Here is a 24102-nt window from a genome sequence, read left to right as displayed (position 1 = left end):
TCTCTGTCAGCGTTTGAGGTAACGGTTAAGAACATTGGCGGTGACGCGTTCGACCATCGCGTCGCCGCGCTTCAGGGCTGCCACCCATTCGCAGCTGCCGGCGTGGAACACCTCGCCCTTGCCGCGCGGAAAATTGACGATCATGCCGCAGCCGCGCTTGACGCGGTCGACAGCCGACTCTCCAGTATCGCCGATCAGGGTTTCTGCGACGAACTTCGCATCGGCATCGGAGAGAAACTGATCATCGGCGGGAATGTCGGCGCTTTCTTCCTTCAGCGACGACATGCCGAGCGCCAGGATTTCAAGTCCTTCTGGAGCACCGCTGTCTTCCGTAGGTTCCGGCAGGCCGCCGCGGATGATGTAGTCGAGGCCGTCGACCTCATAGCCGAAGGCGTGACCTTCGGCTCCGAGGATGTCGCCGTAGTAAATACCGGTTCCGGCAAAAGCCCAGTGCTCCGGACGATAGACCGGAAAGCCGCGGGCGCCGCGCGGGGCGCAACCGCCCCAGCCGACATAAAGCCCGCGCGTGGCATTGAGCCCGAAGGTCGAAGCACCGGGACGGCCGATCTCCGCCGCCTCCCAGGAACCGGACGTGCGTGTCGGATCGGCGGAACGATAGGCCGGATCCTCGGCGCGCGAGCGATATTTGTAGCAGACCTGCCGCTTGCCGCCGTTCTCCAGGCGCGTCTGCCACATGAAATTGCCGGCAAAGCGGGCGGCATGGCCGCCGCGCTCGACGTAACCGTCGACCGCGTCGCGCATCTCCCAGGTCCAGTACTCGTCGTGGCCGACGAAAACGACGCAATCGTATCCGTCGAGGATTTCCGGGTTGAAATGCAGCTCATGCTGGCTGGCGAGATCGACGGCATAGCCTTCGCGTTCGGCCCAGCGGAAGAAATGGCTGTCGTAGCTCGCCCAGCCGGAAGAGGCATACTTCTTGGAATAGCCGTTGGCATAGGCCCATTCCATATGCGGGTAACGAGGGGCGACCGCCATCGGCGAGTAGATCTCGAGCGGCACCCGCGGCGCATCGACTGGCAGCCGGACAAAGCCGCGGCAGAACGGTCGCTCGATGCTGACAGTCGTTGCATACTGGTCGCGGTTGGGACCGGTGATGCCCTGATAGTGGTTCGATCCGCCCCAGGTGTTGTAGGACGTCCATGATCCCGTCGCCGCCACCTGCAGCACGCGGCCCGGCTTGCGGCCGACCTCGGGGCGGAGGATGAAGAGATGATGACAGCGAATGGGCGCACCATCGCGGCCCTCGGCCGTCAGGGTGAGTCGGTAGGCACCGGAGGGCCAGCTCTCGTCCACCTGGAATTCAAGTGTCGTCTCCCAGCCGCAGCCGACCACGGAGCATTGATCAGGCGTATGCTGCCAGCGGGCCGCGATGCCCTGCCGTTTCATGACAGGTGTCTCGACGGCGCCGTCGCGCACGATCTCCAGTTCGAACAGAGCTGCGGTCGAACTCACCTGAAGTCGAACGGTCGCACCCGGCCGGTAGGCATAGGCGTCGGTGTAGCACCAGATCTCGCCGCGCTCCCCATCCATTCCGGGGTATTCGTAGTGGTGGCCGAGCACAGCTTCGCGGCGCTGCTTGGGCGTCAGCCCGAAATCGGGAAACTGATTGCTGCTTGTCTTCATCGCATCCATCACGCCGCAAGATACTTCTTAAGGAAAGCCCGTGTGCGCTCCTGTTTCGGCTCGCGGAAGATTTCGCTTGGCGCGCCCTGTTCGACAACGACGCCGCCATCCATGAACAGCACGCGGTCAGCGACTTCGCCGGCAAAGCGCATTTCGTGCGTGACGATCAGCATCGTCATGTGCTCGGCGGCGAGCTGCTTCATCACCGCATTGACCTCGTCAACCAATTCGGGGTCGAGCGCCGAGGTCGCCTCGTCAAAGAGCATGACCTTCGGCTGCATGGCGAGCGCCCGGGCGATGGCGACGCGCTGCTTCTGGCCGCCGGAAAGCCGCGAGGGATAGGCATCGACCTTCTCCGCCAGCCCGACCTTCGAAAGAAGCTCAACCGCCAGTTCGCGTGCCGTAGCCTTCGCCATGCCCTTCAGGATGATCGGCCCCATCGTCACGTTTTCGATCACCGTCAGGTGCGGGAACAGATTGAAGTGTTGGAAAACCATGCCCATCTGCTGGCGCACCCCATTGATGTGGCGCTCGAAGGCCTGGCCGCGCAGGCTCTGGTTGACCTGAACGCCATCAAGCCAGACCTCGCCGCCGTTCAGCGTTTCGAGATGATTGATCGAGCGCAGAAGCGTGCTCTTGCCGGAGCCGCTGGGGCCGATGATGGCAACGATCTGGCCACGGGCAACCGACAGGTCAATGCCCTTCAGGACTTGAAGTTCGCCATAGGCCTTGCGGGCACCCTTGACTTCGACCATGGGTCGCTGGGCGATCATCGTGATACCTCCACGTTCTGTTCGACCCGGCGCAGACCCGCTTCGAGCACGAGGTTTAGGATGTAATAAAGTGCTGCGACCGTGATGTAGAATTCGAACGGCCGGAAGGTTTCGCTGATCGCGAGCTGCGCGGCATGGACCAATTCGGCAATGCCGATGATCGACACCAGCGAGGACTCCTTCAAAAGCACGATCAGGTTGTTGCCGATCGCCGGAATGGTGTTGCGCACAGCCTGCGGCACGATGAAGTAGCGCAGGGTCTGGAAACGGCCAAAACCGAGGCTGCGCGCACCTTCCGTTTGCCCGACATCCACCGCCACGATACCGGCGCGCAGAATGTCGGCGTTGTAGACGGCAAAATGCAGGCCAAGCCCGATGATACCGGCGACAAGGGCCGGGATTTTGAACCCCAGTTGCCCAAGCCCGTAGTAGATCAGGAACAGTTGCAAAAGCAGCGGCGTGCCCATGAAGAGCCACATGAAGGCGCGCACCGGCAAAGCGACAGCCTTCGGCGCATAGAGGACGACGAGCGCAAAAACCACGCCGAAGACGAAGCTGATCGCGGCCGCCGAGACGGTAAGGACGACAGTCCACCAGACCCCCATCCAGAGGATATCGGCATAGGGCGGAACGACGCTGAAATCGAGACCTTGCATGCGTGCCTCTCCCTCAGGCTATGGCGTAGCGTCGGTCAAGCAGATCGACGATCCGCGCGACGACATAGACGATGAGCATGTAGAGCACGGCGGCAACGCCGAAGATCTCGAACGGCTTGTAGGTGGAGCCGATATAACGCTGGGCAGTGTAGGTGAGCTCGACGACCGAGATCGTCGATACCAGCGCCGATCCCTTCACCAGCGCTACGGTATTGACGCCGAGCGGGCGGATCATCAACCGTGCGGCCTGCGGCAGCACCACCTTGCGCATGGTCTGAAACCGGCTGAAGCCGATCGACCGTGCAGCCTCGGTCTGGCCGCGGTCAACCGACAGGATCGCGCCGCGAATGGCTTCAGCCATATAGGCGCCGATGTTGAGGCCGAGCCCGATCACGCCGGCGGCGAACGGTTCGAGATTGATGCCGATCTGCGGCCCGCCGAAATAGAGAACGAAAAGCTGGATTAGGCACGGCGTGCCGCGAAACAGGCTGACATAGGCGGAACCAAAGGCGCGCAAAGGCAGAGAGCGCGACATCTTTGCCGCCGCCAAGAGAAAGGCGACGATAAGCCCGAGCGCTAGCGAAAGCACCGATATCTCGATCGTGATCCACGCCGCTTCCACGAAGAACGGGAAGACGCGCTGCACCAGCGAAAAATCCATTGGAAAACTCCGGGGGAGGATGCGACGGTCTCCAGCCGTGACCGTCAACGGGCGGCCGGAGACGAAGAGGAAGAGGGATCAGCGAATGTCGCTGCCGACCCACTCCGTGGCGATCTTCTCGTAGGAGCCGTCCGCCAGCATATCCTCGAGCGCCTTCTGCATCGCAGCTTTCAACTCCGGATTGTTCTTGCGAATGGCGATGCCGATGGCGACGCTGCCGCCCTCGATGTCAGGCGTTTCGAGGCGACGGACCTTCTCGCCGGTTTCCTTGACGGCAACCATGACGGGAATGTTATCGACGACGATCGCATCGACGCGTCCGCTCTTCAGTTCCATCATCAGCTCGGGCAGCCCCTTGTAGGTGCGCACGTCCCAACCGCCCTGTTCGCGGGCCCATTTCTCGTGCGTTTCGCCGAGCGTGACGCCCAGCGTCTTGCCCTTGAGTTCGTCGAGCTTCTGAACGGCGGAGCCCTCGGCGACGAACACAGCGCGGCCGGCGTGATAGTACGGCCCGACGAAATCGACGACCTTCTCGCGCTCGGGGGTGATGGTCATGGAGCCGACGACCGTGTCGTATTTGTTGGCGAGCAGGCCCGCAATGATGCCGTCCCATGCCGTCGTCACCAGGGTGCCCTTGACGCCGACCCGTTCGGCGATCGCCTGGCCGATCGAGGCGTCGAAGCCGACGACCTGGTTCTGTTCGTTGACGAAGTTGAAGGGCGGATACTGTCCGCTCATCGCGATCTTCAATTCGCCCGCAGACTTCACGGCTTCAAGGTCGTCGGCGCGCGCCGAAACGGCGGAGAAGGTTGCGGCAATGGTGAGCGTAGCGGCCAACAGGCCGGAGAAAATGGTCTTCATGAAATGTTCCTTGCTCCTCTGGACGAATGCGCCTTCTCGTGCGCTTGGGACGGGCATCGAGGCGCCTTCCGAATTTCATGATTGCCTTTACGTCAGCATTGCGCAAATAGATAATGGGAATAGAAGGCATAGATTTCAGGAATGGTTACACCCCGATCCGAACGGCTCGTCTGGGAACTCGACTGGAACCTTCTGCGCACCTTCGTGGTGATCGCGGAGGTCAAGAGCATCACGCGCGCGGCCGAACGGCTGAACCTGAAGCAACCGAGTGTCAGCAATGCCCTGAAGCGGCTGGAGGACCGGGTAGGGCGGCGGCTGGTCGAGCGGGATGCGACGCGCTTCGAGCTCACCGAAGTCGGCCAGCTTCTCTACGAGCAGGCGGTCGAGGTCTTCGGGACGATATCGCAACTGCCGCAACTGGTGCGCGGGGTCAGCGACGACGTGACGGGGCACGTGACGATCGCCGTCGCCAGCCATGTGGTGTCACCGATCTTCGACCGGGCGCTGATGGAGTTTCATCGCAACTATCCGCGCGCGACGCTCAACATCTCGGTGGCCGCAAGCGGCGAAGTCACACGCCAGGTGCGGGAGAAGCGAGCCTCCTTCGGCCTCTGCCTCGTCAGCGTCCGCGACCCGGCGCTGGACTACCTCCTGGTCTTTCGCGAGTTCTTCGGCTTTTTCTGCGGACCGCACCATCGGCTGTTCGGCAGGCAAGGGCTGAAACTCACCGATCTCAAGGGCGAGACCTCGGTGTCGTTCCATACCGACCATATCGCCGACGCTTTGCGTCCGGTTGCGCTTCTGCGCAGCGAGGCCAAACTCAATGCCAACGTCGTTGGTGTCTCTTCCAGCCTCGAAGAGGTGCGCCGCATGATCATAGCTGGCCTTGGCGTCGGCCCTTTGCCGCTGCACGTGGCGCGACGTGATGTAGCGGATGGTGCGCTCTGGCGGCTGCCCCCTTATGAGGCGCCGCCTGCCATCGACATCTTCATGCTCACAAATCCCGACAAGGCGATGAACCGCGCCGAAAAGGCTTTGATCGCCGGGCTGCAATCATTGATCGCCGAAACCCCGGTCGACGAACGGATCTATGCGGACTGACGGCGCGCGGCTAGGAACAGATCACGCTTGAAGCAGTGCCTCGGCGCGGGCGCGGGCGGCCGGCTCCAGAGCCATTGCCGTGCGCGCCAGAAGATCGAAGCGAACGGTGACCGTTCGGTTGACAGCATGAACGACGTCATCAAGCGTCCCCGACATGACTTGTTCGAAGGTCACCGACGAACGGCCGAGCTTGACGACCCGCGAGCGGATGGTGATCAGCGCGCCGGCCTTCGTTTCGTGCTTGTATTCCACTTCCGACCGCACGTCTGCCCAGCCCCTGCCCGGTTCGCTTTCAGCGTCACGCCCGGCTATATGCCCAAGCAGCTGAAAGCTGGCATCATCGAACATCGCCGCGTAGTGGCGGACGTTCATGTGCCCCATCGTGTCGCACATCCACGGATGGGCAACACCGATATAGGTGGTCAAAGGCTGGCTCGGCATCGCTGGACCTCGCAAACGATTATGACTGGACGAATCGGCCGACAGATAGCGGAAGACGAAGCCGCGTGTCCATCCGTGCCCTGATCGACGCACCTATGGTCAGCTCAGATAGATATCGAAATATCAGTGGGTAAGCGGCGGTCGGCCGAACACGTCCACTAGGCGCATGCATGCGACCTCCCTAGGCTGGCCCGGGAAATCTGCAAGGAGGCATGATCGTGAAAGTATATTTGGCCGGACCTGAGGTGTTCCTGAGCAATGCCGTGGAGATCCAGGCGCAGAAGGCCGAGCTGGCCCGTGCGGCCGGTTTTACGCCGCTCGTTCCAGGCGACCTGGAAATTCCGCCGGCAGAAACCAAGCATGCCCGTGGCGTTGCCATCTACGGTGTGGATGAAGGCATGATGTTGGCCAGCGACATGATCATCGCCAATCTCACGCCGTTTCGCGGCATCAGCGCCGACGTCGGCACGGTTTTCGAGCTTGGCTTCATGTGCGGCCGTGGCCGTCATGTCTATGCCTACACCAACACCTCGCGCAGCTATTACGACCGTATCCTCCACGGCCATTACGGCGGTGAGGCAGCCGTGCGCCCGGACGGACGCATGGCTGGGCCGGACGGGTTGAGCATCGAGGATTTCGATATGGCTGACAATCTGATGCTCGATGGCGGCATCCTGGCGCGCGGCGGGACTTTCGTAAAGCGCGAGGTGGTCGAAGCCGACCGGCTGACCGACCTTGAGGCATTCAAACAATGCCTGGCGATTGCCGCCAAGCAACATCTCAGTTGAGATCGATTCTGTTCAGTCGACCGGGCAAGGCCAATCGGCCGGAACGGACAGCCCGGCCGGCAGTTTGGTCGCGCTGTCGCCGCATGTCAGGTTGACCTGCTCCTGCTCGAGCCCGGTTGCTGCCGACAGATCCACCCCTTCGATGCGCGTCAGGAACATGAACGCATCGGTGAAGTCGATCGGGCCCTCGAAGCTTGAGCCGCTGAATGTGGCGCGCGACAAATTGGCCATCGGGAAACGCGTGCCCGTGATCACCGCCTTGTCGAAGTTGGCGCGTCCGAGCTCCGCCTTCTCGAAGTCGGCGCCCGTCAACTTCGCTCCCGTGAAATTCGTTCGCTGCAGTTCGGAACTATTGAAGGAAGCGCCTTCGGCCGAGATGCCGGCGAAACTGGTTCGGTAGGCCTCGACCTTGGCGAAATTCGCCTTATCGGCCCTAGCGCCGGCCAAGGACGAGCGCACCAGCGTCGCCTTCTCCAGGTTTGCCGCCGTGAGATTGGCGCCTCTCAGATCCGTCAGGGTAAAGTCGGTATTGACCAGGTTGCCGCCCTCGAGATCGATGCCGCCAAGCATCAGCTGCTTCTTGTTGCAATCGCTCCAGTCAGCGCCCGGCGCCGATGGACCCTTGCAGTTTGCCGCATAGGCGAGGTTCGAGAGCGTCAGCGTCACAAGAAATGCAGACAGGCCGATGGCCGACCGTTTGCCACAGGCGCGAATGGCGCGTTTGATCCCGATTGTGTCGCTAAACCCAACCTCCCCGGTTGCGGCAAACGAACGAATGTGCTTCTGCTTTGGGATATGCATGGCGCTGCTCCACGGCCCTTGGGGTGGACCGGTTCTGTTGCATTTCTCGTTGGCGGGCTTCGTCGGCGAAACAACCACACGAAGCGCGCATCACTGCTTAAGCGTATGACATTGTTGCCCTTCGCGCAAATGACAGCCGCGCGATAGGGCAAACAAGATCTGCCCGCATGCAAAGGTGGCGGACGTCTCGTTGGTGGTGCCATGAACGCGTCGTTGTCGGCCGTTGACCGCGCTCGAAGACAGCGCGTCGGGCCGCGTTTGCGCTAAACCAGGTCAGGGCCGCCACGCCTAGGAGCGCAATCCAACGGGTCCTCGCGATTCGCCAACAATGCACGCCTGATTTTCTGGAGGCTTCCTGTACGCCGACGTCGACAAACACTGCCAAGGCTAGGAGCAGGCAGCGGTGTGCAACCGAGAACGAGACACTGAAGCTTGCCTTATGAACACTAAGCATGCAATATCCATACAATGTTATCTTGAGGTAGTGCCATGACTACGGACGCATCGATGACGATCTGGCTGCCGGCTATCCGGAAAGCAAACGGACCGCTCTACATCGCCATTGCCGACGCCATCGCCGCCGATATCGCCGAAGGTCGCCTATCCGAAGGCACGCGGCTGCCGCCCCAGCGCGCACTCGCCCGTGCATTGGGCATCGACTTCACCACGGTGAGCCGGGCCTACAACGAGGCGCGACACCGGGGATTGGTGGAGGGGCGCGTCGGTCAGGGCACCTATGTCAAGGCGCGAAGGATGAAGGGATTGCAGCCAGCAGCCGATGGTCTTGTCGACATGAGCATGAACCTGCCGCCACTTTTCGATGACGCCGCGCTGACGATGCGGCTGTGGAGCGACATCAGCAGCCTGCAGGTCGAACACGGACTCGATCTGTTGATGCGATATCAGGCGCCCGGCGGCGCGCTTCACAATCGCGCGGTCGGGGCCAGCTGGCTGCAACCCCGCCTCGGAGAAATTCCCGCCGAGCGCGTACTGATCTGCGCAGGCGCCCAAAGCGCCCTGCTGGCCACGATCAGCTGCCTTGCGAAGCCCGGCGAGGCGATCGCGTCGGAGGCCATGGCCTATCCCGGCCTTCGGGCGCTCACGGCGCATCTCGGCATTGATCTCGTCGGCGTTCCAATTGACGAAAATGGTATTATACCAGAACAGCTTGAAGTGATTTTCAAAAGCAGAAAGTTAAAGGCACTTTATTGCAACCCCACGCTCCACAATCCGACCACATCGACGCTGCCGCTCGAGCGCCGCAAGGCGATCGTCGCCATTGCCCGATCCCATGGTGTGGCCATCATCGAAGACGACGCCTATGGGGCGATTCCAGTCGCAGTACCGACGCCATTAGCAGCACTTGCGCCTGACCTTGTTTATCACATCGCAGGTCTCGCCAAATGCCTGTCGCCAGCGCTGCGGATTGGCTATCTCGTCGTTCCAGATCGCCAAAGCTGCGTGCGCATCGAGGGCGCGATCCGCGCCACGAGCGGCATGGCGCCCCCCTTCAACGCCGCGGTCGCAACGCGTTGGATCGAGGATGGCACGGCAAGCGAAGTCCTTTTCGCCATCCGCCGCGAAGTGACGATCCGGCAGGCGATGGTCAGCCGATTGCTGCCAAAGGATTTCATCCAGACGGATCAGGAAGGCTTCCACCTGTGGCTACACCTGCCTGCGCCGTGGACACGCGGCGATTTTTCCGGCCGACTGAGGGCATCGGGCATAAGCGTCGTTGCCAGCGATGCCTTTGCGCTGGGCCCGGCGCCAGAGGCGGTGCGCCTTGGCCTTGGTGCGGCGCGTACGCACGAGGAGTTGCAGCGTAGCCTGATGACGATTGCGGACCTGCTAGAGCAATCCCCTACCGCATCAAGCCTCGTTGTGTGAGCCATTCCGATTGCCGGCGGCGAAATTGTCGCAGCAATGTATGCATACAATAAATTGACAATGTATGGTTTTTGGCGCTTAATCCCTGCAGGCCTGAGGCGGCACGGAACATTCGTTGACCGCACCCAGGCATATCAGCTGGCGTGCCGGGAAGGCTGCGCCGCAGACGCCTGAAAGGAACGCATATGTCTTCGGATCACGACTGGCCTCCCATACCTCCGATGCAAACCGGCTTGCGCGGTCGTTGTCCGCGTTGCGGCCAGGGACATCTGTTCGAAGGCTTCCTCAATATGCGCAAGAAGTGCGAGGTCTGCGATCTCGACTACTCCTTCGCCGATCCGGCCGATGGCCCCGCCTTCTTCGTGATTTGCTTCGGCTGCGTGCCGAGCGTGCTGCTCGGCGTATGGCTGGAAGTGCAATACAGCGCGCCTCTGTGGATGCACCTTCTGGTCACCGGCCCGTTCATGTTGCTGACGTGCATTCCACCGCTTCGGCCACTCAAGGGGTGGTTGGTCTCAAGCCAGTTCTTCTACAAGGCTGAGGAAGGAAAGCTCGTGCGCAGACAGGCCGAGCCACCGCTCGCCCCGACTCAATAGGCTTTCCTTGGCAGACTGGCGTTGAACGTCAGATGCGACCAGTCATGGCTCGGTACCGGTAACGGATATCAACAAGGCGCGAGCATTGCTTGCGCCTTGTTCGGTTGGCCTTCAATGACGCGGATCGATACGGTATGGCCGCACCGTGCCTGGCCCCGCCCCGTCATCTCAGATCATTGTACTGCCGGCGTCGGCTCGCCGAGCGAGAGCATCAGGCGGTTGGCCCAGTTGAAGAAGGCAGCGCCGTGGATCACGTCGGCGATCTCGAGTTCGTCGAGGCCGGCCGCAGACAGGCGTTCGATATGATCGTCGCCGAATGTGGGTGGCGTCGCCGTCAGCGCGACCGACGCTGAAACGATTGCGTTCCAGCGTTCGCCGAGATCGGCATCCACGCCTTCATCCAGCAACTTCTGCACATCGTCGCCGCGCTTGGAATGATGCGTCGCGAAACGCGAATGGACGGAGGCGCAGAAAATACAGCCGTTCGATCGTGACGCGGCAGTCGCTGCAAGCTCGCGCTCGGCCCGCGGCAGGCCCGTGCGGGTATTGTAGAAGATATCCTTGTCCGTCTTCGTCCGGGCTTCGAGAACCGCGGGATCGCGAACGAGCAGACGAAAGTAGGGCGACTTGGCCCGTGACGCCTCCACGAGGCCGACAAGATGTGCCTCCTCCAGGTCATCCTCGGCAAGCGGCTCAAGCCACGGTGTCCAGCCGATCTCGGCCTGCGTGAACCCGACCGGGCGATTTTCGATCGTGGGCGTGATGATGTGGTCAGTCATGACAAACTCCTTCTAGGCTCAGGCCGCAGCGCGTCTGGCGGAGGCCGCAAGCAGCCCAAGGCCGGCGATCACCCGGATCTGAAACGCGACGAATGCGACAAGCTGCGACAGCGTCACGATCCCGTTCGTCGTCCAGCCGGCATCGATGAGCGCCTGAAGCGCCCTCGGGCTCGCGTCGCGCAGATGGAAGACAAGCAGATGTGCATGCTCCAGCGCTGCGGCAAGTTTTGCGCCGAGTGCTTCATGCCCGGCACCCGAGACCTGATAGATCGGGCCGGATGCGTCCTCGCCACTCAAGGGGCCGGCCGGATATCGCCCATAGGGCCCAACGGCCTGGGCTACACCGATCTCGGCCTTCAGCACCTCGACCAACCAGCGGTTCGCTTCGCTTTCCTCTAAGGGGCTGACGTAAAACTCAAAAATATCCGGTTGCTTGTGCAGTCCGGCGACGAAGCTGGCGATTGCCTGACGTTCGGCCTGGGAGACGTCACCGAAGTTTTCGGGTGCAAAGAGTGCCAGGTAGGTCTTCTGCGCCTGCTCGCGCGTTTCCGGCCGCTGGGTGCGGATGCGGTCAAGCGATGAGCCCGGCTTGATGCCGGCCAACAGGTCGATGATATCGGGTGTCGATGTGGTCACAGTAGTCTCCTTCCTTCAGTTTAGCGGCGCTCCATGTCCCGCTGCGGTGGGCGGCGTCACCAACCGACGGCTCCGAGGCGGCGGGGGGCGAATTTCTCCTCAGGCGCCCATCCGAGCGCCGGTGCGACCTTTGTCGCGATCAGCTCTATCGAGCGCAGGATCAGCGGGTGTGGCGGATCGATGGAGTGAACCTGGAAGACCAGGTCGGTGACGCGATCGAGCGTCGTATCCGCATGCAGGCTTTCGATGACGTCGTCGGGCGTGCCGACATGGACGTCGAAGGCGACGATCAAATCGGCGAGGGAGTTACCGGCCGGCTTGTGGCCGGCCGCAATCAACCGCTCCGCGCCGCGGCGCAAGCCGATTTCGGCCAAGCGCAACGCCTCGGCGCGGCTGTCTGCCACGAACAGGCTACGCGAACCCAGAATTCGAGGCGCGCGGCCTGCCGGCAATGCCGCGAGATAGGCGTCGATGATTGGGTTCTGCAGTTCGGCGAGCGACGCATCCGGGCGTTCGACGGTCCGTGGCTGGGTGCGCGACAGCATGAGGCCGTCGCCGGCGCGCCCTGCCCTCTGCCCGCCGGCGACAGAGAATGTGGCCTGCCAGATCCGGTCGAGCAATTGCGCCGCCGTCGGATAAAGCTGGTCCCCGCCTGCAAGGCTGCGTCCGGCCCATGCATCGAGCACGATACGCAAATGCCGGGCGAAGATATCTCCGCGCTCCGCGCTCTCGAGACCAAACGCGGTGAAAGATGACGGTGTACCGCCGGTGCCGAAGCCGATTTCCACACGCCCGCAGGAGAGAAGGTCGAGCACGGCCGCATCTTCGGCAACGCGGACGGGATTTTCGAGCGGCAAGGTGATGACGCCAGTGCCGAGCCTGATCCGCGACGTCTGCGCGGCAACGTGTGCCAGGAAGACGAGCGGCGCCGGCAAACCGCCTTCGTCGGCATGGAAGTGGTGCTGGGCGACCCAGGCGGTATCGAAGCCAAAACGCTCCGCAGTGGCGATCTGCTCGGCCGCGTAGTGGTAGCGCGCGCCGGCGGGCACGTCGTCGAGGAGACGCGTGAAGAAACCCAGTCGCTTGCGTGGCGTCGTATTCGTCATTTTCTGTCCTGTCATTCGTTCCTGCGTCATCAGACGAGGGCTGCTCGTTTTTGTCCGGGGATGGCATTGATGAGTTCGCGGGTGTAGTCGCTGCCCGGCCGTTCGAAGACGTCCTCGACGGCTCCTCCATCGACGAGACGACCGTCCTTCAGCACGGACACCGTGTCCGAGATCTGCCGAACGACTGCGAGGTCATGAGATACGAACAGGTAGGTCAGCCGGAGATCGCGCTGGAGTTCGTCGAGAAGATCGAGGATGCGGGCCTGCACAGTCACGTCGAGGGCCGAGACCGCCTCGTCGAGAACGACGACATCAGGGTCGAGAACGAGTGCACGGGCGATTGCCACGCGTTGTCGCTGGCCGCCCGAAAGCGTATGGGGACGGCGGCCAAGCGCCGCTTCCGGCAGACCGACGCGACTGAGGATTGCCCGGACCTTTTCCTCGCGTGCGCGCCGGACGAGCTTGCCGAAGTTCAGAAGGGGCTCGGCAACGATGTCGAACACCGTCTGGCGCGGATCGAGCGAGCCGTAGGGGTTCTGATAGACCAGCTGGATCTTGCGCCTGAACTGGCGCAGCGTTTCGCCGCGAAGCGACGAAAGATCGATACCATCGATCTCGATGCGACCCGCAGTTGGCTTCTGAAATCCGACAATCGCGCGAATGGTCGTGGTCTTGCCGGAACCGGATTCACCGACGATGGCATGGGTCGTGCCGCGACGGACCCGAAAACTGAGCCCGTCGACCGCACGAAAGGATTTGCCATCGCCGTCGGACCGCACGAAGTCCTGCACAAGACCGTCGACGATAACGACATCACTGCTGGTAACCGGAGGCTTTTCACGCGCGACTGCGGGGGCCTTGCGCGCAACGGCGGAGAACGACGGCGCGTCGGCAATCAGTTGCCGTGTGTAGGCGCTTCGCGGGGCAGCAAGCACAACTTTGGTTGCTCCGACTTCTTGAACCCGGCCGCCCTGCAGGACGACAAGCCGGTCGGCTCGGTCGGCGGCGACCCCGAGGTCATGGGTCACGAGCAGCACTGATGTGCCGTATTCGGTGCGCAATTCGTCGATCAGATCGAGAATGCGTTTCTGCACCGTCACATCGAGCGCGCTCGTCGGCTCGTCGGCGATGATGAGTTGCGGCTTCAGCGCAACCGCAATCGCGATTAAAACGCGTTGGCGCATGCCACCGGAAAGCTCATGCGGATACTGCCGCGCCCTGAGCACAGGCTCGCTCAGCCCGACGCGCTCCAGAAGCGAAATCACCTGCGCGTCCAGATCACGGCCACTGGCGGCGCCATGGATTAGAAGAATTTCGCCAACCTGAGCTCCGATCGTCTTTACTGGGTTGAGCGAGCTTGCCGGATCCTGCGGCACCAGGCTGATCTTGGCACCCCGCACCGCATCGAGTTGTCGATCCGACCAACGCGAAATGTCCGTGCCGTTGAGCTTGATACTGCCGCCATCAATGCGGCCGTTGGCCTGAAGAAGACCGATGATCGATTGCGCTGTCGTCGTCTTACCGGAACCAGATTCGCCGACCAGCGCGACCACCTCGCCGGGCTCGATCCGGAAAGAAACATCGTGCACGACACGGCGATGAGCAACGCCGTCGTGGTAGGCGATCGACAGGTTCTCCACCTCGAGCACCGGCGGATACGCGGTGGTTGACGTGCTCATACCGCCACCTTGCCGAAGATTTGGCTGACGCGATTCGCGGCCAGAACCACGAGAACGACGACGACACCGGGTGCGGTCGTCAGCCACCAGGCCGTCGAGATGTAGTTTCGGCCCTCAGCAATCAGCAAGCCCCATTCGGGTGTCGGCGGCGGCGCGCCATAGCCCAGAAACCCAAGCGTCGAGATCTGCAGCACCGCCGACCCGAACTGCAACGCGGCGACAGCGAAGACCGACGTCAGCGAGTTCGGCAGGACATGCCGCCAAAGGACGGCCACGAAAGTGCCCCCACTGCCGAAAGCCGCCTCGACATAATCGCTGCGCCGGACACGAACCACTTCCGAGCGCGCCAACCGGGCAAAACCGGCAATCGAGGTAACACCAACGGCAATGGCAGCATTGACCGTGCCGAAGCCAAGCAGAATGATGATGCTGAGCGACAGCAAGAGGGGCGGTATTGACAGCAAAAGGTCGACAAGGCGCATGATTGCGTCGTCAAGCCGGCGCCGGACCGAACCTGCCACGACACCGAGGCCGGTCCCGATGACCAGACCAAGGGCAACGGCGACGAAGGCGCCGGTCAGCGAATGGACCGCTCCATAGACGATGCGGGCGTAGAGATCGCGCCCGAGCGCGTCGGTACCGAGCAGATGGCTGGCGTCCGGCCGACGCAGCTGTTCGCCGCCGACCCCTTCCAGCGGATTGTAGTTGGTGAAAAGCCACGGCGCGACCGCCCAGAGGAAGGCTATGCCGAGGACCAACCAGGACAAAACGAGACCCGGCGGCAGCCGGCGGATGAGACCAGGCAACGAGAACCGCCTGCGCGTCCGCTGTCCGCGCCGTGGCGCAATGACATCGTCGTGAACCGTATCGAAGGTGGTCATGCCGTGGCTCCTGCTTTTGTCCGAAGACGCGGATCGAGCACAGGAAAGAGCAGATCCACGATGAGATTGATGATGACGAAGGCTAAGGCCGAGAGCACGACGATCGTCTGGAGCACGGCAGCATCCTGGCTGCCTACTGCCCTTTCCGTCAGTCCTCCGATACCGTTAAGGCCGAAGACCGTTTCTGTGACGACCGCACCGGCGATGAGCTCGCCAAAGAGCACGCCTGCGATGGTGAGCGTCGGCAGGAGTGCATTCTTGGCGACGTGCCGCCACAGGACCCAGTGGCGGGTGGCGCCCTTGGCACGGGCCACGGCCACGAAGGGTCGTGTCAGCACGTCATCGATGTTGCGCACCAGCACCTGGGCGAGCGGCGCGGAAATCGGTACGGCCAGCGTGACGACGGGCAAAATGAGTTCCTGCCAAGGACCGGGATTGATGACCGGCACGAGTTTCAGGCGAAAGGAAAAGATCTGGATCAGCATGATGCCGAGCCAGAAGGTCGGGATCGAGATGAAGAGCGACGGCACGGACTGGAGCGCGCCACGGAGCCAGGCAAACGGCGTAAGGCTCGACACGAAGGCGATGGCGACGGCAAAAACAGCGGCCAAGAGAAAACCAAGGGAGGCAAGTCTGAGCGTCGCCGGCAGGTGGGCCGCAAGCATCGTGCTGACCGGAACGCCCGCCTGAACCGAGTAACCGAAGTTGCTGGTCAGAAACCTGCCGATTGTCTGGACATACTGCACCCAAATGGGACTGTCGGCCGCGTAGGACGCCCGAATATCGGCGATCTGCTGCGGGTTGAGCCCGAGCTCCGGGTTCTGGAACTTGATCAGGATGGCGTCACCGGGCATCGCCTGAAGCAACACGAAGGAGATAGTGAATGCCGCCCATAGGACGAACAACGCCTGCCCCAGGCGATTGAGCAAATATCCGGACATTCGCCGTTCCTCTGCTTGGTGTCATTGCGAGAACCGGCCAGCCGTGCGCGTGGCCGGTTGGCCGGGATCAGTGTTCAGCAAGCCAGGTGCTGTAAAAGCTGGGGCGTCCGACCGCCTCGAACGCAATGCCCTGGACATAGGGAGCCCCCGCAAAGGCTTGCGGCTCCTCGAAGATCGGGATCGCATAGGCCTGGTCGACGACGTAGTCCTGAACCTCGCCGGCAATCGCCAGCCGCTTCTCGCGATCCGGCTCCGAGGTGAGCGCCTCAAGCAGGCCGTTCAGCTTGTCATCGGCGAAGCTCTGAACCTTGTCGCTCTGCCCGCCCTTCTGGCGAAGGACGTCGCGGTTCTTCGGGTAGTATTGGCTCTTGATCACGTCAGGATCGGCGCGGCCGACCATGGCCGGCGAAACCGGCGTCTTCAGCGGGTCGAGATCGTCGACGATCCGGCTGCCGCTGTCGCCGGCAAGCACGGTCAGCTTGACGCCGAGCTTGCCCCATTGCTGTGCCACGAGCTGCAAGGTTTCCTTGTTCTGCGGCTGCGGCAGCGATTCATAGGCGGTCAAGACCAGTTCCTTGCCGTCCTTCTGGCGCAGGCCGTTGGCGCCGACCGTCCAGCCGGCTTCCTCGAGCAGGGTTTTGGCCTTTTCCGGATCGAAGGACAGCTTTGCGGAGATATCGCGGTAGCCGAGCGCGGTCGATGCGATAATGGACGTCGCCTGCGGGTAGTTTGCGGAAAACAGCGTCGTGACGATTTCCTTGGCATCGGTTGCATGCAGCAGCGCCTTGCGGACCCTGACGTCGGCGACGAGCGGATTGTCGGGCCGGAAGACGACGCTGTTGTTCACCCCGCGTGTCGAGGGCGCGTAGATCTGGTAATCCTGTGCCTCGACCTGCTTTTCGTCATAGGCCTGGACCTGCCGGATGAAATCGGCCTGGCCGGCAAGCAGAGCGCCGATCCGCACGCTGTCTTCGCCGGTGATGATGTATTTGATACCGTCGAGATAGGCCCTGCCCTGATGCCCCAGCTTTGCCGGACCCCAGGCGTATTCCTCGCGCGCCTTCAGGTTCAGCTCCTTGCCGATCGTCTCGCTGTCTACGACGAAAGGCCCCGAGCCGATGATCTTGGTGGCATCACCCAATTGTTCGAAGGGTAGCGCCAGCGTGCTTGCAGCGACGAGACCGGAGCCGATCACCGACGTGCCCTGCAAGAAGCCTGGCGATGGTTTCTTGAAGTAGAATTTGACTGTCAGCGGATCGATCACTTCGCTGCGTTCGTAGTTGTTGATGACCTCTGAGACCGGCTGCTTCAGCTCTTTTTTACCGAGCCCGAACACGTCGTAATTCTTCGCAACGGCCGTGGCATCAAGCGGAGTGCCGTCGGAGAAGGTGACACCCGGACGGATCTTGAAGGTGTACTCGGTCGCATCAGCGTTGACCGTCCAGGATTCGGCGATCCAAGGCTCGACTTCGAGCGTCTTTGGGTTCTGGTAGGTCAGCTTGTCGGTGATCTGGTTGAGGATGCCCCCATTCGGGTAAAATCCGCCGGCCGGCGGGTAGAGATTGGTATGGGCCTGCTGCTCGAGATAGATCAGCGTGCCGCCCTTGACCGGGTCACCCGCGCCCTCTGCATAAGCGCCTGGCAGGAAAAAGCTGAAGGCGGTCAGTGTCGCCAGCGTCAGCGCAAGCCGTTTCAGTTTGGTCGTCATCGGAGCCTTCCTTTAGATGTCTGAAGGCTATCGTACGACCAAGCGCAGGCTTATCAACTAAATCTAGTAAATTAATATGCTATATGTTTCGACCGAAGGGAAAGAAGCATCTCCGTCTCCGCGCCGCTGGAGATATTTCTCCCGGGCCGCTTCCTTGCCTTCTTTTTCTGGGATCAAGCGGCATGCGGATCAGGGCGTCGAAAGAGAGCAGACTATCGCGCGCGAAACGCGTCACGAGCCATTGACAATTTGGCCAATATTCATTGAAAACTTTGCCAATTCCTTCCAAGCCCGAGATTGAGATATTCATGACAAATAACAAGGTTCTTGTCGTCGGCGGCGCCGGCTATATCGGCTCGCACACTTGCCTTCAGCTCGCGTCCAAGGGGTTCGAACCCGTGGTCTACGACAATCTGTCGAACGGCCATGAGGAGTTCGTCAAATGGGGTGTTCTGGAAAAGGGTGATATCCGGGACCGGCAGCGGCTCGATGAGGTGCTTGCGCGCCACAAACCGCGGGCGATCCTGCATTTCGCAGCGATGATCGAGGTCGGGGAATCCGTCAAGGATCCGGTCTCGTTCTACGATAACAACGTCATCGGGACCTTGACCCTGCTGTCGGCAGCACTTTCCGCCGGCATCGAAGCCTTCGTGTTTTCGTCGACCTGCGCCACCTACGGTCTGCCGGAAAGCGTACCGATCGACGAACAGCACCGCCAGGCGCCGATCAACCCCTATGGCCGCACGAAGTGGGTATGCGAGCAGGCATTGAAGGACTATGGGCAGTACAAGGGCTTGCGCTCGGTCATCCTGCGCTATTTCAACGCTGCCGGGGCCGACCCGGAGGGACGGATCGGCGAGTGGCATGAGCCCGAGACCCATGCGATCCCGCTGGCAATCGATGCCGCCCTCGGTCGCCGCGACGGCTTCAAAGTCTTCGGCACGGACTACGACACCCGTGACGGCACATGCGTGCGCGATTATATCCACGTCCTCGACCTTGCTGACGCCCATGTGCGCGCCGTCGAATACCTGCTTGAAGGCGGCGCCAGCGTCGAGCTCAATCTCGGCACGGGTACCGGCACGACGGTGAAGGAACTGTTGAACGCCATTACCGATGTCTCTGGCCGCAGCTTCGGTATCGACTATGTCGATCGCCGCGAGGGAGATTCGACCACGCTCGTCGCCAACAACGACAAGGCCCGCGAAGTGCTCGGTTGGGAGCCGCAATATGACCTGGCAGCGATCACGCGCACGGCCTGGAACTGGCATTCCCGCCGCAATCAGGGCGGCTGATGCCCGCCACCTTGGCTGACCGCATCCCTGGCTTAGATGACTAGGATGCCTGGCGTACCCGGTTCAGAGGCAATCTGGAGTGGGTGCGTCGAATGAGCGGACGCTCGATCAGGAGATAGGCCGCAATACCGGCAAGCGTGCCGGCGGCCAGAGCGCAGAGCAGCGTCAGCACTGGACCCAGGCCGATGATCGCGGCAGCCTTAACGACGACCGATATGGCAAAGGTGTGCCAGAGGTAGATGGAATAGGACCCATCGCCGAGCAGGGTCGGCAGTGCCCATTTCTGAAACCAACCGCCGGCTTCAAGCGCAAGAGTTCCGACGACAAGCATGACCGCCAGCGGACCAAGAATCCTTTCGTCAAACGGCAGGCGCAGCAGGGCAAGTGCTGCAAATCCGGTGAATGCGCCGAGGACGAGGACGAAGCCTAAGCCTGGCCCGGCGATCCGGCCCCGCAGCCAGAATTCGGCGACAATCATCCCGGCGACAAATTCCAGGATGACAGGGCGCGTATAGGTCAAAAACAGCGCGTTTTCCGTATCGATCGTGAGACCGAGCAACACCAGCGACACAAACAGCGCCGCCATCACCGGCAGCCGGCGGTCCCTTGGCAGCATCAACGAGGCCGCGAAGACGACGTAGAAGAACATTTCGAAGTTGAGCGTCCAGCCTTGCACCAGCACCGGCCAGATCTCGCCGCTGCTGGGCGAGCGCACCGGGATGAACATCAGGGACGCCAGGATATGCCCGAGCGTCAGCACGAGGTTTGGGAAGAGGCCGGCAACGCCGCCCCCGATCATCACCAGGGTGGCGAGCCAATAGATCGGCGCAATCCGGCGCAGTCGCTCTTTGAGGAATGCCAGCGGCGCGGTCGGGCGACGGTCGCTGATCACCCACATGATGAAGCCGCTGATGACAAAGAAGACGTCGACACCGGCGGCGCCGATCGCGAAGTGATGGCCTGTCCGTTCGGCTGCGTGAAAGAGCACCACCCCCAGCGCCGCAAGTGCACGCAGATACTGGATGCCGTGGATGGTTCTCATCGGCGTAGGCGCCATCAGAACCTCAACTGCGGATGGTGGCTCGCCAACACTCTGCCCTCTGCGAGGCGGCGCTCGCTGACGATGCGCCGGCCTTGCCTGATCGTCAGTTTTCCGGCTGCGAAGTAGAGCAGGAAGGAGCCGACGTGATAGGGATTCATGATGTCGATTTCGACAAACGCCCGCATGAAAAGCAACATGGCCGCGCCGAAGAGCACCGAGGACTCGGTGTGATGGTCATAGGTCAGCAACCGTTTGATATGACCGAAGACAGTGACCAGAAGTACAGCACAAAGGAGCACCAGCCCGATCGCTCCGGTCTCCACCATCGCCTCGATGAATGTGTTGTGAAAATGGAACCCCGAGCGGGTCGCGATGAAGAACTCCTCCCAGAGACGCTCGGGTTCAGAGAAACCCTGGACCCAATAGGCCTGGTAGCCCACCCCGACGACCGGCGAGGAGAGTGCGGCCTGTATCCCCTGCTGCCAGAGATAGGTTCGCCCGGTCAGCGTGGAATCCTTGCCAAAAAGGCCGAGAACGAAATCGACGCCGCCGCCATAGACCGCGGCAAGAGCGGTGACGCCGCCGACGACGACTGCACCCAAGAACAGTCCCTTGCGATGGCCGGGCGACAGCATGCCGACGGCGCGCATGCCGAGCCAGCAGCCAATGATGGCGACGGCGGTCAGGACCGACGTCGCCGATTGCGAGGCAAACAGCGAATAGGCGGATATCAGCCCGACGGCCCCCGCAGCGCCGAGCCAAAGCCCGCGTTCCCTAAGTGCGACCGGTGCGATGAAGGCGAAGTAGATCCCGAGAGAAGCGTAAAAGCCGAGCTGGTTCTTCGACGCAAAGGCACCGACGAAGCTAAAAGTTCCGTCCAGCGGATCGAGATGGTAGACGCCGAACAGCAGCGAATAGGTGAGCACGATACCGACGCCCGCAAGCGCGCCACGCACGAGCGTGCGGATGTCGATCGTGCGCATGGCGATCAAGGCGCAAACGACATGGGAGAGATACTGAATCCCCGTCCTTGCCGTCATCCCGGGCGCGGCCGACCAGAAGACGGACAGGCAGGCAAAGACGGCAAAGGCGAGGATCCAGATGTATTTGCCGTAATTGCCGAGCACACTTCGATAGTCGACGAGCACCAGCGGCAGCCACAGTGCATAGTAGACAAGGATCGACGCCTGCCCGAACCGCGAGGAATAGGCAAAGACGAAGAACGATATCGCCAGCGCAAACGTGCCGTAGGCCTGGTTTGTACCAGGAGAAACGAGGCTCGCCTTAGAAATCCTCATCGCGTTCCCTTAGCGCATCGCCAGGTTGGCTTCGACCTTGATCACGTCCCCCGGCAGAACCGGTGTGTTCTCGTCGGCCGCAATCTGCAACGCCTTGCCGTCCTTTTCACGCACGATCGAATAGCTGATCACAGCGTCCGACATGTTGTCCTTGGTCTGCGCCGCCTCAGCCGATTGCAGCAGCGCCTCGGTCATGAGGTCGCGACTGGTGCCAAGCTTGATCGCCAGAGTGTCGAGCTCGGCTTCGGTGTTTTGCAGGTCCTGGGCAAGCTGGGCGTCCCAGTCGTTGCGCAGGTTGGTATCGTCCTGGGTTGCCTTGCTGACATCCTGCTTTGCCTTCAGAGACGCCGTGTCGATATCGAGGACGGCTGACTGCAGCTCCGCCACGCGCTGTTCCAGCGCAAGCTTGCGCGCACTCAGCGCCAACCCCTTTTCGGCAAGCCCCTCAATCTTGTCCCGGTCCTCGATCACCAGGTCCAATTGACGGTTCTGCGTTTCGGACTTTTTCGCCAACGCCTGGATTTCGCTTTCGAGCAGAGACTTGAGGTCCGCCAACGACGCCAGCTGGCGCTTCTGCCTTTTGTCGCGCGAAACCATCAATGCAGTCTCGCTCTCAAGCAAGCCGGCAACGTCAGCCACGTCCTTCAATTCTTTCGGCAGTTCGATCTTCTCCTTGCCGGCGATCTCCGCCTGCAGCCGCGCGCGCCGGATCAGCAACCGGTTGCGCTCGGAGACCTGTACGCTCGAATCACCGCGTGCGTTGATGTAGTCGCGTGCGAAGCGCTGTCCGCTCTCCGAACGTCTCAACCCGCCGCCAAGGCTGACGGCCTTGAGGACCGTCAGGTTCGGCGCATAGGGATATTCACCGGGCTTCTGGATCTCGCCTGAAAGATAGACCGGACGATACTGGGCGAGTTCGACGGAAGCCGAAGGCCGGTCCCGCAGGCCGAACAGCGTCTGCATCTTGACGCCGATCGCCTCGCTCATCTCGTTTGTCGTCTTGCCGGCCGCCGGCAGGTCGCCGATGAAGGGGATAGAGACCATACCGGAGGCACCGACGGTATATTCGCCGCTCACCACCGACCAGTCGCGCACCGCGCCTTCGGCCGTTTGCCACTCGGCAACCCGGATCTTCAACCTGTCCATGACGCCGAGATGGTACTCATCGGCATGGACAGGCAATGTGCCGAACACAGTTATGGCCGCCAGCATGGCGACCTTCAGAGAATACGGCTTTCGGAGGGAGATACGCGATCTCCCGTTGGCAATTTGATGTTTCATTACAGTTTCCCGGTTGCTGGTCGCGCGCCGGCGTCCGACGACTGAGGTCGTCAGGCTCCGTGGCGCAGCGTTCGTCAGTAGCTGCCGCGAGAAAAGCAGACTGCGGGGATCGTCTTGACGACGATGGAGAAGTCGCGGATCAGCGACCAGTTCTGGACATAATGCGTGTCAAAGGCGACGCGCGTGGCATAGGAAACGTCATTCCTGCCGCTGATCTGCCAAAGGCCCGTCAGGCCCGGGCGGGACTGCAGATAAAAGACGGCTGCAGCATCGTAGAGTTCAAGTTCGTCTTCGACGACAGGGCGTGGCCCGACGATACTCATCTCACCACGGATGATGTTGATCAGCTGCGGCAGTTCGTCGAGGCTGAGTTTGCGCAGAACGCTGCCGACAACGGTGACCCGCGGGTCGTCCTGCAGCTTGCGTGTTGCACGCCATTCCTCGTAGGCGGCCGGATTGTTGCGGAGATATTCCTGCAAGAGCCGATCCCCGTCCGCCCGCATCGTGCGGAACTTCAGGCAGCGGAATGAGCGGCCGTTATGGCCGATACGACGGTGACCGTAAAAAACGGAACCGCCGTCGGAAAACTTGACGAGCATCATCAAGAGCAGGAAGAGCGGACTGAGAAAGACGAGAGCCAGCGAAGCGGTAAAGATATCGAAGCCACGCTTCGAAATTCCTCCTACCGGACGATATGCTCCCGACTCTGCGGTACTGAAAAACGGCGAATTGGCCGATCGAGTCGCAGACTTCATAGAGAAGACTCCATTTACGTTGGCGATTGGTCGGTCCCCTTGGGGCGCACTCGTATCCAAGAATGAGTGTATGGTTAGATTTTGCTTTTTAAAGGCGAAATGATGACCGCCGCCGTCCCCGCCGCCCGCGAACGTATATCATCGATTTCGAATATGTAATATTTCTTTGTGAACGAAGATCATCTATTCATAGCTAACCAAGTGGCTTCCAGTCGATCTCAATGTAGTTTCCGGATAATCGAAAATTACTCATGAAGAAATCGACCATACCTTCAGCCAAGGATGTTTGCTTTCCACTTGGGCCAGAATATTTTCCGCTGCTGTAATTTGAGATCCGTCAAATTCGCCGACGAATTTTGCAGCGCACCATTCTTTTGCACTGCACGCACAAAACGTTCACAAACGCGAATCTTGTAACAAAAGTTGATAATGAAAGCCGATCGCAGGCCAACCTCGAGACGAACGAAACAAGGCGAAACCCACAGAGGGTGG

Annotated in this window: 23 protein-coding genes; 5 read left to right on the top strand and 18 right to left on the bottom strand. The window is 61.4% G+C overall.

Annotated elements, in window-relative coordinates:
- Positions 1-6 precede the first annotated feature (6 nt).
- The 5 genes from ABIE33_RS20330 to ABIE33_RS20310 form a co-directional block, all read right to left on the bottom strand.
- Positions 7-1644, bottom strand: coding sequence for a N,N-dimethylformamidase beta subunit family domain-containing protein (locus ABIE33_RS20330; RefSeq protein WP_429128645.1), 1638 nt, complete (start codon positions 1642-1644; stop codon positions 7-9).
- Positions 1645-1652: 8 nt separating this feature from the next.
- Entirely contained in the window at positions 1653-2417 is a 765-nt protein-coding gene (locus ABIE33_RS20325; RefSeq protein WP_429128642.1) for an amino acid ABC transporter ATP-binding protein, read from the bottom strand.
- Positions 2414-3073 (bottom strand): amino acid ABC transporter permease, encoded by a 660-nt coding sequence (locus tag ABIE33_RS20320; protein WP_429128639.1) that lies wholly within the window; start codon positions 3071-3073, stop codon positions 2414-2416. Before ABIE33_RS20320 ends, ABIE33_RS20325 begins: the two co-directional genes overlap by 4 nt.
- A gap of 13 nt (positions 3074-3086) precedes the next feature.
- A complete protein-coding gene (locus ABIE33_RS20315; RefSeq protein ID WP_429128636.1) occupies positions 3087-3734 on the bottom strand; it encodes an amino acid ABC transporter permease in 648 nt (215 codons plus the stop codon).
- Positions 3735-3812: 78 nt separating this feature from the next.
- On the bottom strand, positions 3813-4595 hold the full coding sequence (locus ABIE33_RS20310) for an ABC transporter substrate-binding protein (RefSeq protein WP_429128633.1): 783 nt from the start codon (positions 4593-4595) through the stop codon (positions 3813-3815).
- Positions 4596-4736: 141 nt separating this feature from the next.
- Here ABIE33_RS20310 and ABIE33_RS20305 point away from each other — a divergent pair, with 141 nt between their 5' ends.
- Positions 4737-5696: a LysR family transcriptional regulator gene (locus ABIE33_RS20305; protein ID WP_429128631.1), complete on the top strand. Its 960-nt coding sequence runs from the start codon at positions 4737-4739 to the stop codon at positions 5694-5696.
- Between the two features lie 21 nt (positions 5697-5717).
- Here the strand turns inward: ABIE33_RS20305 and ABIE33_RS20300 are convergent, their stop codons facing one another.
- On the bottom strand, positions 5718-6137 hold the full coding sequence (locus ABIE33_RS20300) for an acyl-CoA thioesterase (protein ID WP_429128628.1): 420 nt from the start codon (positions 6135-6137) through the stop codon (positions 5718-5720).
- A 212-nt stretch (positions 6138-6349) separates the two neighbouring features.
- Here ABIE33_RS20300 and ABIE33_RS20295 point away from each other — a divergent pair, with 212 nt between their 5' ends.
- On the top strand, positions 6350-6925 hold the full coding sequence (locus ABIE33_RS20295; RefSeq protein ID WP_429128625.1) for a nucleoside 2-deoxyribosyltransferase: 576 nt from the start codon (positions 6350-6352) through the stop codon (positions 6923-6925).
- A gap of 12 nt (positions 6926-6937) precedes the next feature.
- Here the strand turns inward: ABIE33_RS20295 and ABIE33_RS20290 are convergent, their stop codons facing one another.
- A complete protein-coding gene (locus ABIE33_RS20290; protein ID WP_429128622.1) occupies positions 6938-7726 on the bottom strand; it encodes a pentapeptide repeat-containing protein in 789 nt (262 codons plus the stop codon).
- A 489-nt stretch (positions 7727-8215) separates the two neighbouring features.
- On the opposite strand from ABIE33_RS20290, the gene ABIE33_RS20285 reads away from it, so the two are divergent.
- Together ABIE33_RS20285 and ABIE33_RS20280 are read left to right on the top strand one after the other, a co-directional pair.
- The gene (locus ABIE33_RS20285; RefSeq protein ID WP_429128619.1) at positions 8216-9613 is read left to right on the top strand and encodes a PLP-dependent aminotransferase family protein; all 1398 of its coding nucleotides are present in this window, start codon (positions 8216-8218) and stop codon (positions 9611-9613) included.
- Between the two features lie 185 nt (positions 9614-9798).
- Positions 9799-10209 (top strand): DUF983 domain-containing protein, encoded by a 411-nt coding sequence (locus ABIE33_RS20280; protein ID WP_429128617.1) that lies wholly within the window; start codon positions 9799-9801, stop codon positions 10207-10209.
- 173 nt (positions 10210-10382) lie between these two features.
- Here the strand turns inward: ABIE33_RS20280 and ABIE33_RS20275 are convergent, their stop codons facing one another.
- From ABIE33_RS20275 to ABIE33_RS20245, 7 genes are all read right to left on the bottom strand, one after another.
- Positions 10383-10988: an alkylhydroperoxidase domain protein gene (locus ABIE33_RS20275; RefSeq protein WP_429128614.1), complete on the bottom strand. Its 606-nt coding sequence runs from the start codon at positions 10986-10988 to the stop codon at positions 10383-10385.
- A gap of 18 nt (positions 10989-11006) precedes the next feature.
- Positions 11007-11624, bottom strand: a complete 618-nt coding sequence (locus ABIE33_RS20270; protein ID WP_429128611.1) for a CMD domain protein — start codon at positions 11622-11624, stop codon at positions 11007-11009.
- A gap of 56 nt (positions 11625-11680) precedes the next feature.
- Positions 11681-12730 carry a putative FMN-dependent luciferase-like monooxygenase gene (locus ABIE33_RS20265; RefSeq protein WP_429128608.1) on the bottom strand — a complete coding sequence of 350 codons (1050 nt, stop codon included), beginning with the start codon at positions 12728-12730 and terminating at the stop codon, positions 11681-11683.
- Positions 12731-12759: 29 nt separating this feature from the next.
- Positions 12760-14409 (bottom strand): dipeptide ABC transporter ATP-binding protein, encoded by a 1650-nt coding sequence (locus ABIE33_RS20260; RefSeq protein WP_429128605.1) that lies wholly within the window; start codon positions 14407-14409, stop codon positions 12760-12762.
- Complete coding sequence (locus ABIE33_RS20255; RefSeq protein ID WP_429128602.1) at positions 14406-15290, bottom strand: ABC transporter permease; 885 nt, start codon at positions 15288-15290, stop codon at positions 14406-14408. Before ABIE33_RS20255 ends, ABIE33_RS20260 begins: the two co-directional genes overlap by 4 nt.
- Entirely contained in the window at positions 15287-16231 is a 945-nt protein-coding gene (locus ABIE33_RS20250; RefSeq protein WP_429128599.1) for an ABC transporter permease, read from the bottom strand. The genes ABIE33_RS20255 and ABIE33_RS20250 overlap by 4 nt, the downstream gene beginning before the upstream one ends.
- A gap of 67 nt (positions 16232-16298) precedes the next feature.
- Entirely contained in the window at positions 16299-17939 is a 1641-nt protein-coding gene (locus ABIE33_RS20245) for a TIGR04028 family ABC transporter substrate-binding protein (RefSeq protein ID WP_429128596.1), read from the bottom strand.
- A gap of 308 nt (positions 17940-18247) precedes the next feature.
- Between ABIE33_RS20245 and galE the strand changes: the two genes are divergently transcribed.
- Positions 18248-19234, top strand: coding sequence for a UDP-glucose 4-epimerase GalE (gene galE, locus ABIE33_RS20240; RefSeq protein WP_429128593.1), 987 nt, complete (start codon positions 18248-18250; stop codon positions 19232-19234).
- 40 nt (positions 19235-19274) lie between these two features.
- On the opposite strand, the gene ABIE33_RS20235 is transcribed toward galE, so the two are convergent.
- From ABIE33_RS20235 to ABIE33_RS20220, 4 genes are all read right to left on the bottom strand, one after another.
- The gene (locus ABIE33_RS20235) at positions 19275-20276 is read right to left on the bottom strand and encodes an acyltransferase family protein (RefSeq protein WP_429128928.1); all 1002 of its coding nucleotides are present in this window, start codon (positions 20274-20276) and stop codon (positions 19275-19277) included.
- Positions 20277-20290: 14 nt separating this feature from the next.
- Positions 20291-21574 (bottom strand): O-antigen ligase family protein, encoded by a 1284-nt coding sequence (locus ABIE33_RS20230; RefSeq protein WP_429128590.1) that lies wholly within the window; start codon positions 21572-21574, stop codon positions 20291-20293.
- 9 nt (positions 21575-21583) lie between these two features.
- A complete protein-coding gene (locus ABIE33_RS20225) occupies positions 21584-22786 on the bottom strand; it encodes a polysaccharide biosynthesis/export family protein (RefSeq protein ID WP_429128926.1) in 1203 nt (400 codons plus the stop codon).
- A gap of 143 nt (positions 22787-22929) precedes the next feature.
- Positions 22930-23610: a sugar transferase gene (locus ABIE33_RS20220; RefSeq protein ID WP_429128587.1), complete on the bottom strand. Its 681-nt coding sequence runs from the start codon at positions 23608-23610 to the stop codon at positions 22930-22932.
- Positions 23611-24102 lie beyond the last annotated feature (492 nt).

This window comes from Ensifer sp. 4252, assembly GCF_050434565.1.
Taxonomy (GTDB): Bacteria; Pseudomonadota; Alphaproteobacteria; order Rhizobiales; family Rhizobiaceae; genus Ensifer.
Note: the sequence above shows the minus strand (reverse complement) of the source record. Positions and strands in the feature narration are given on the sequence as shown.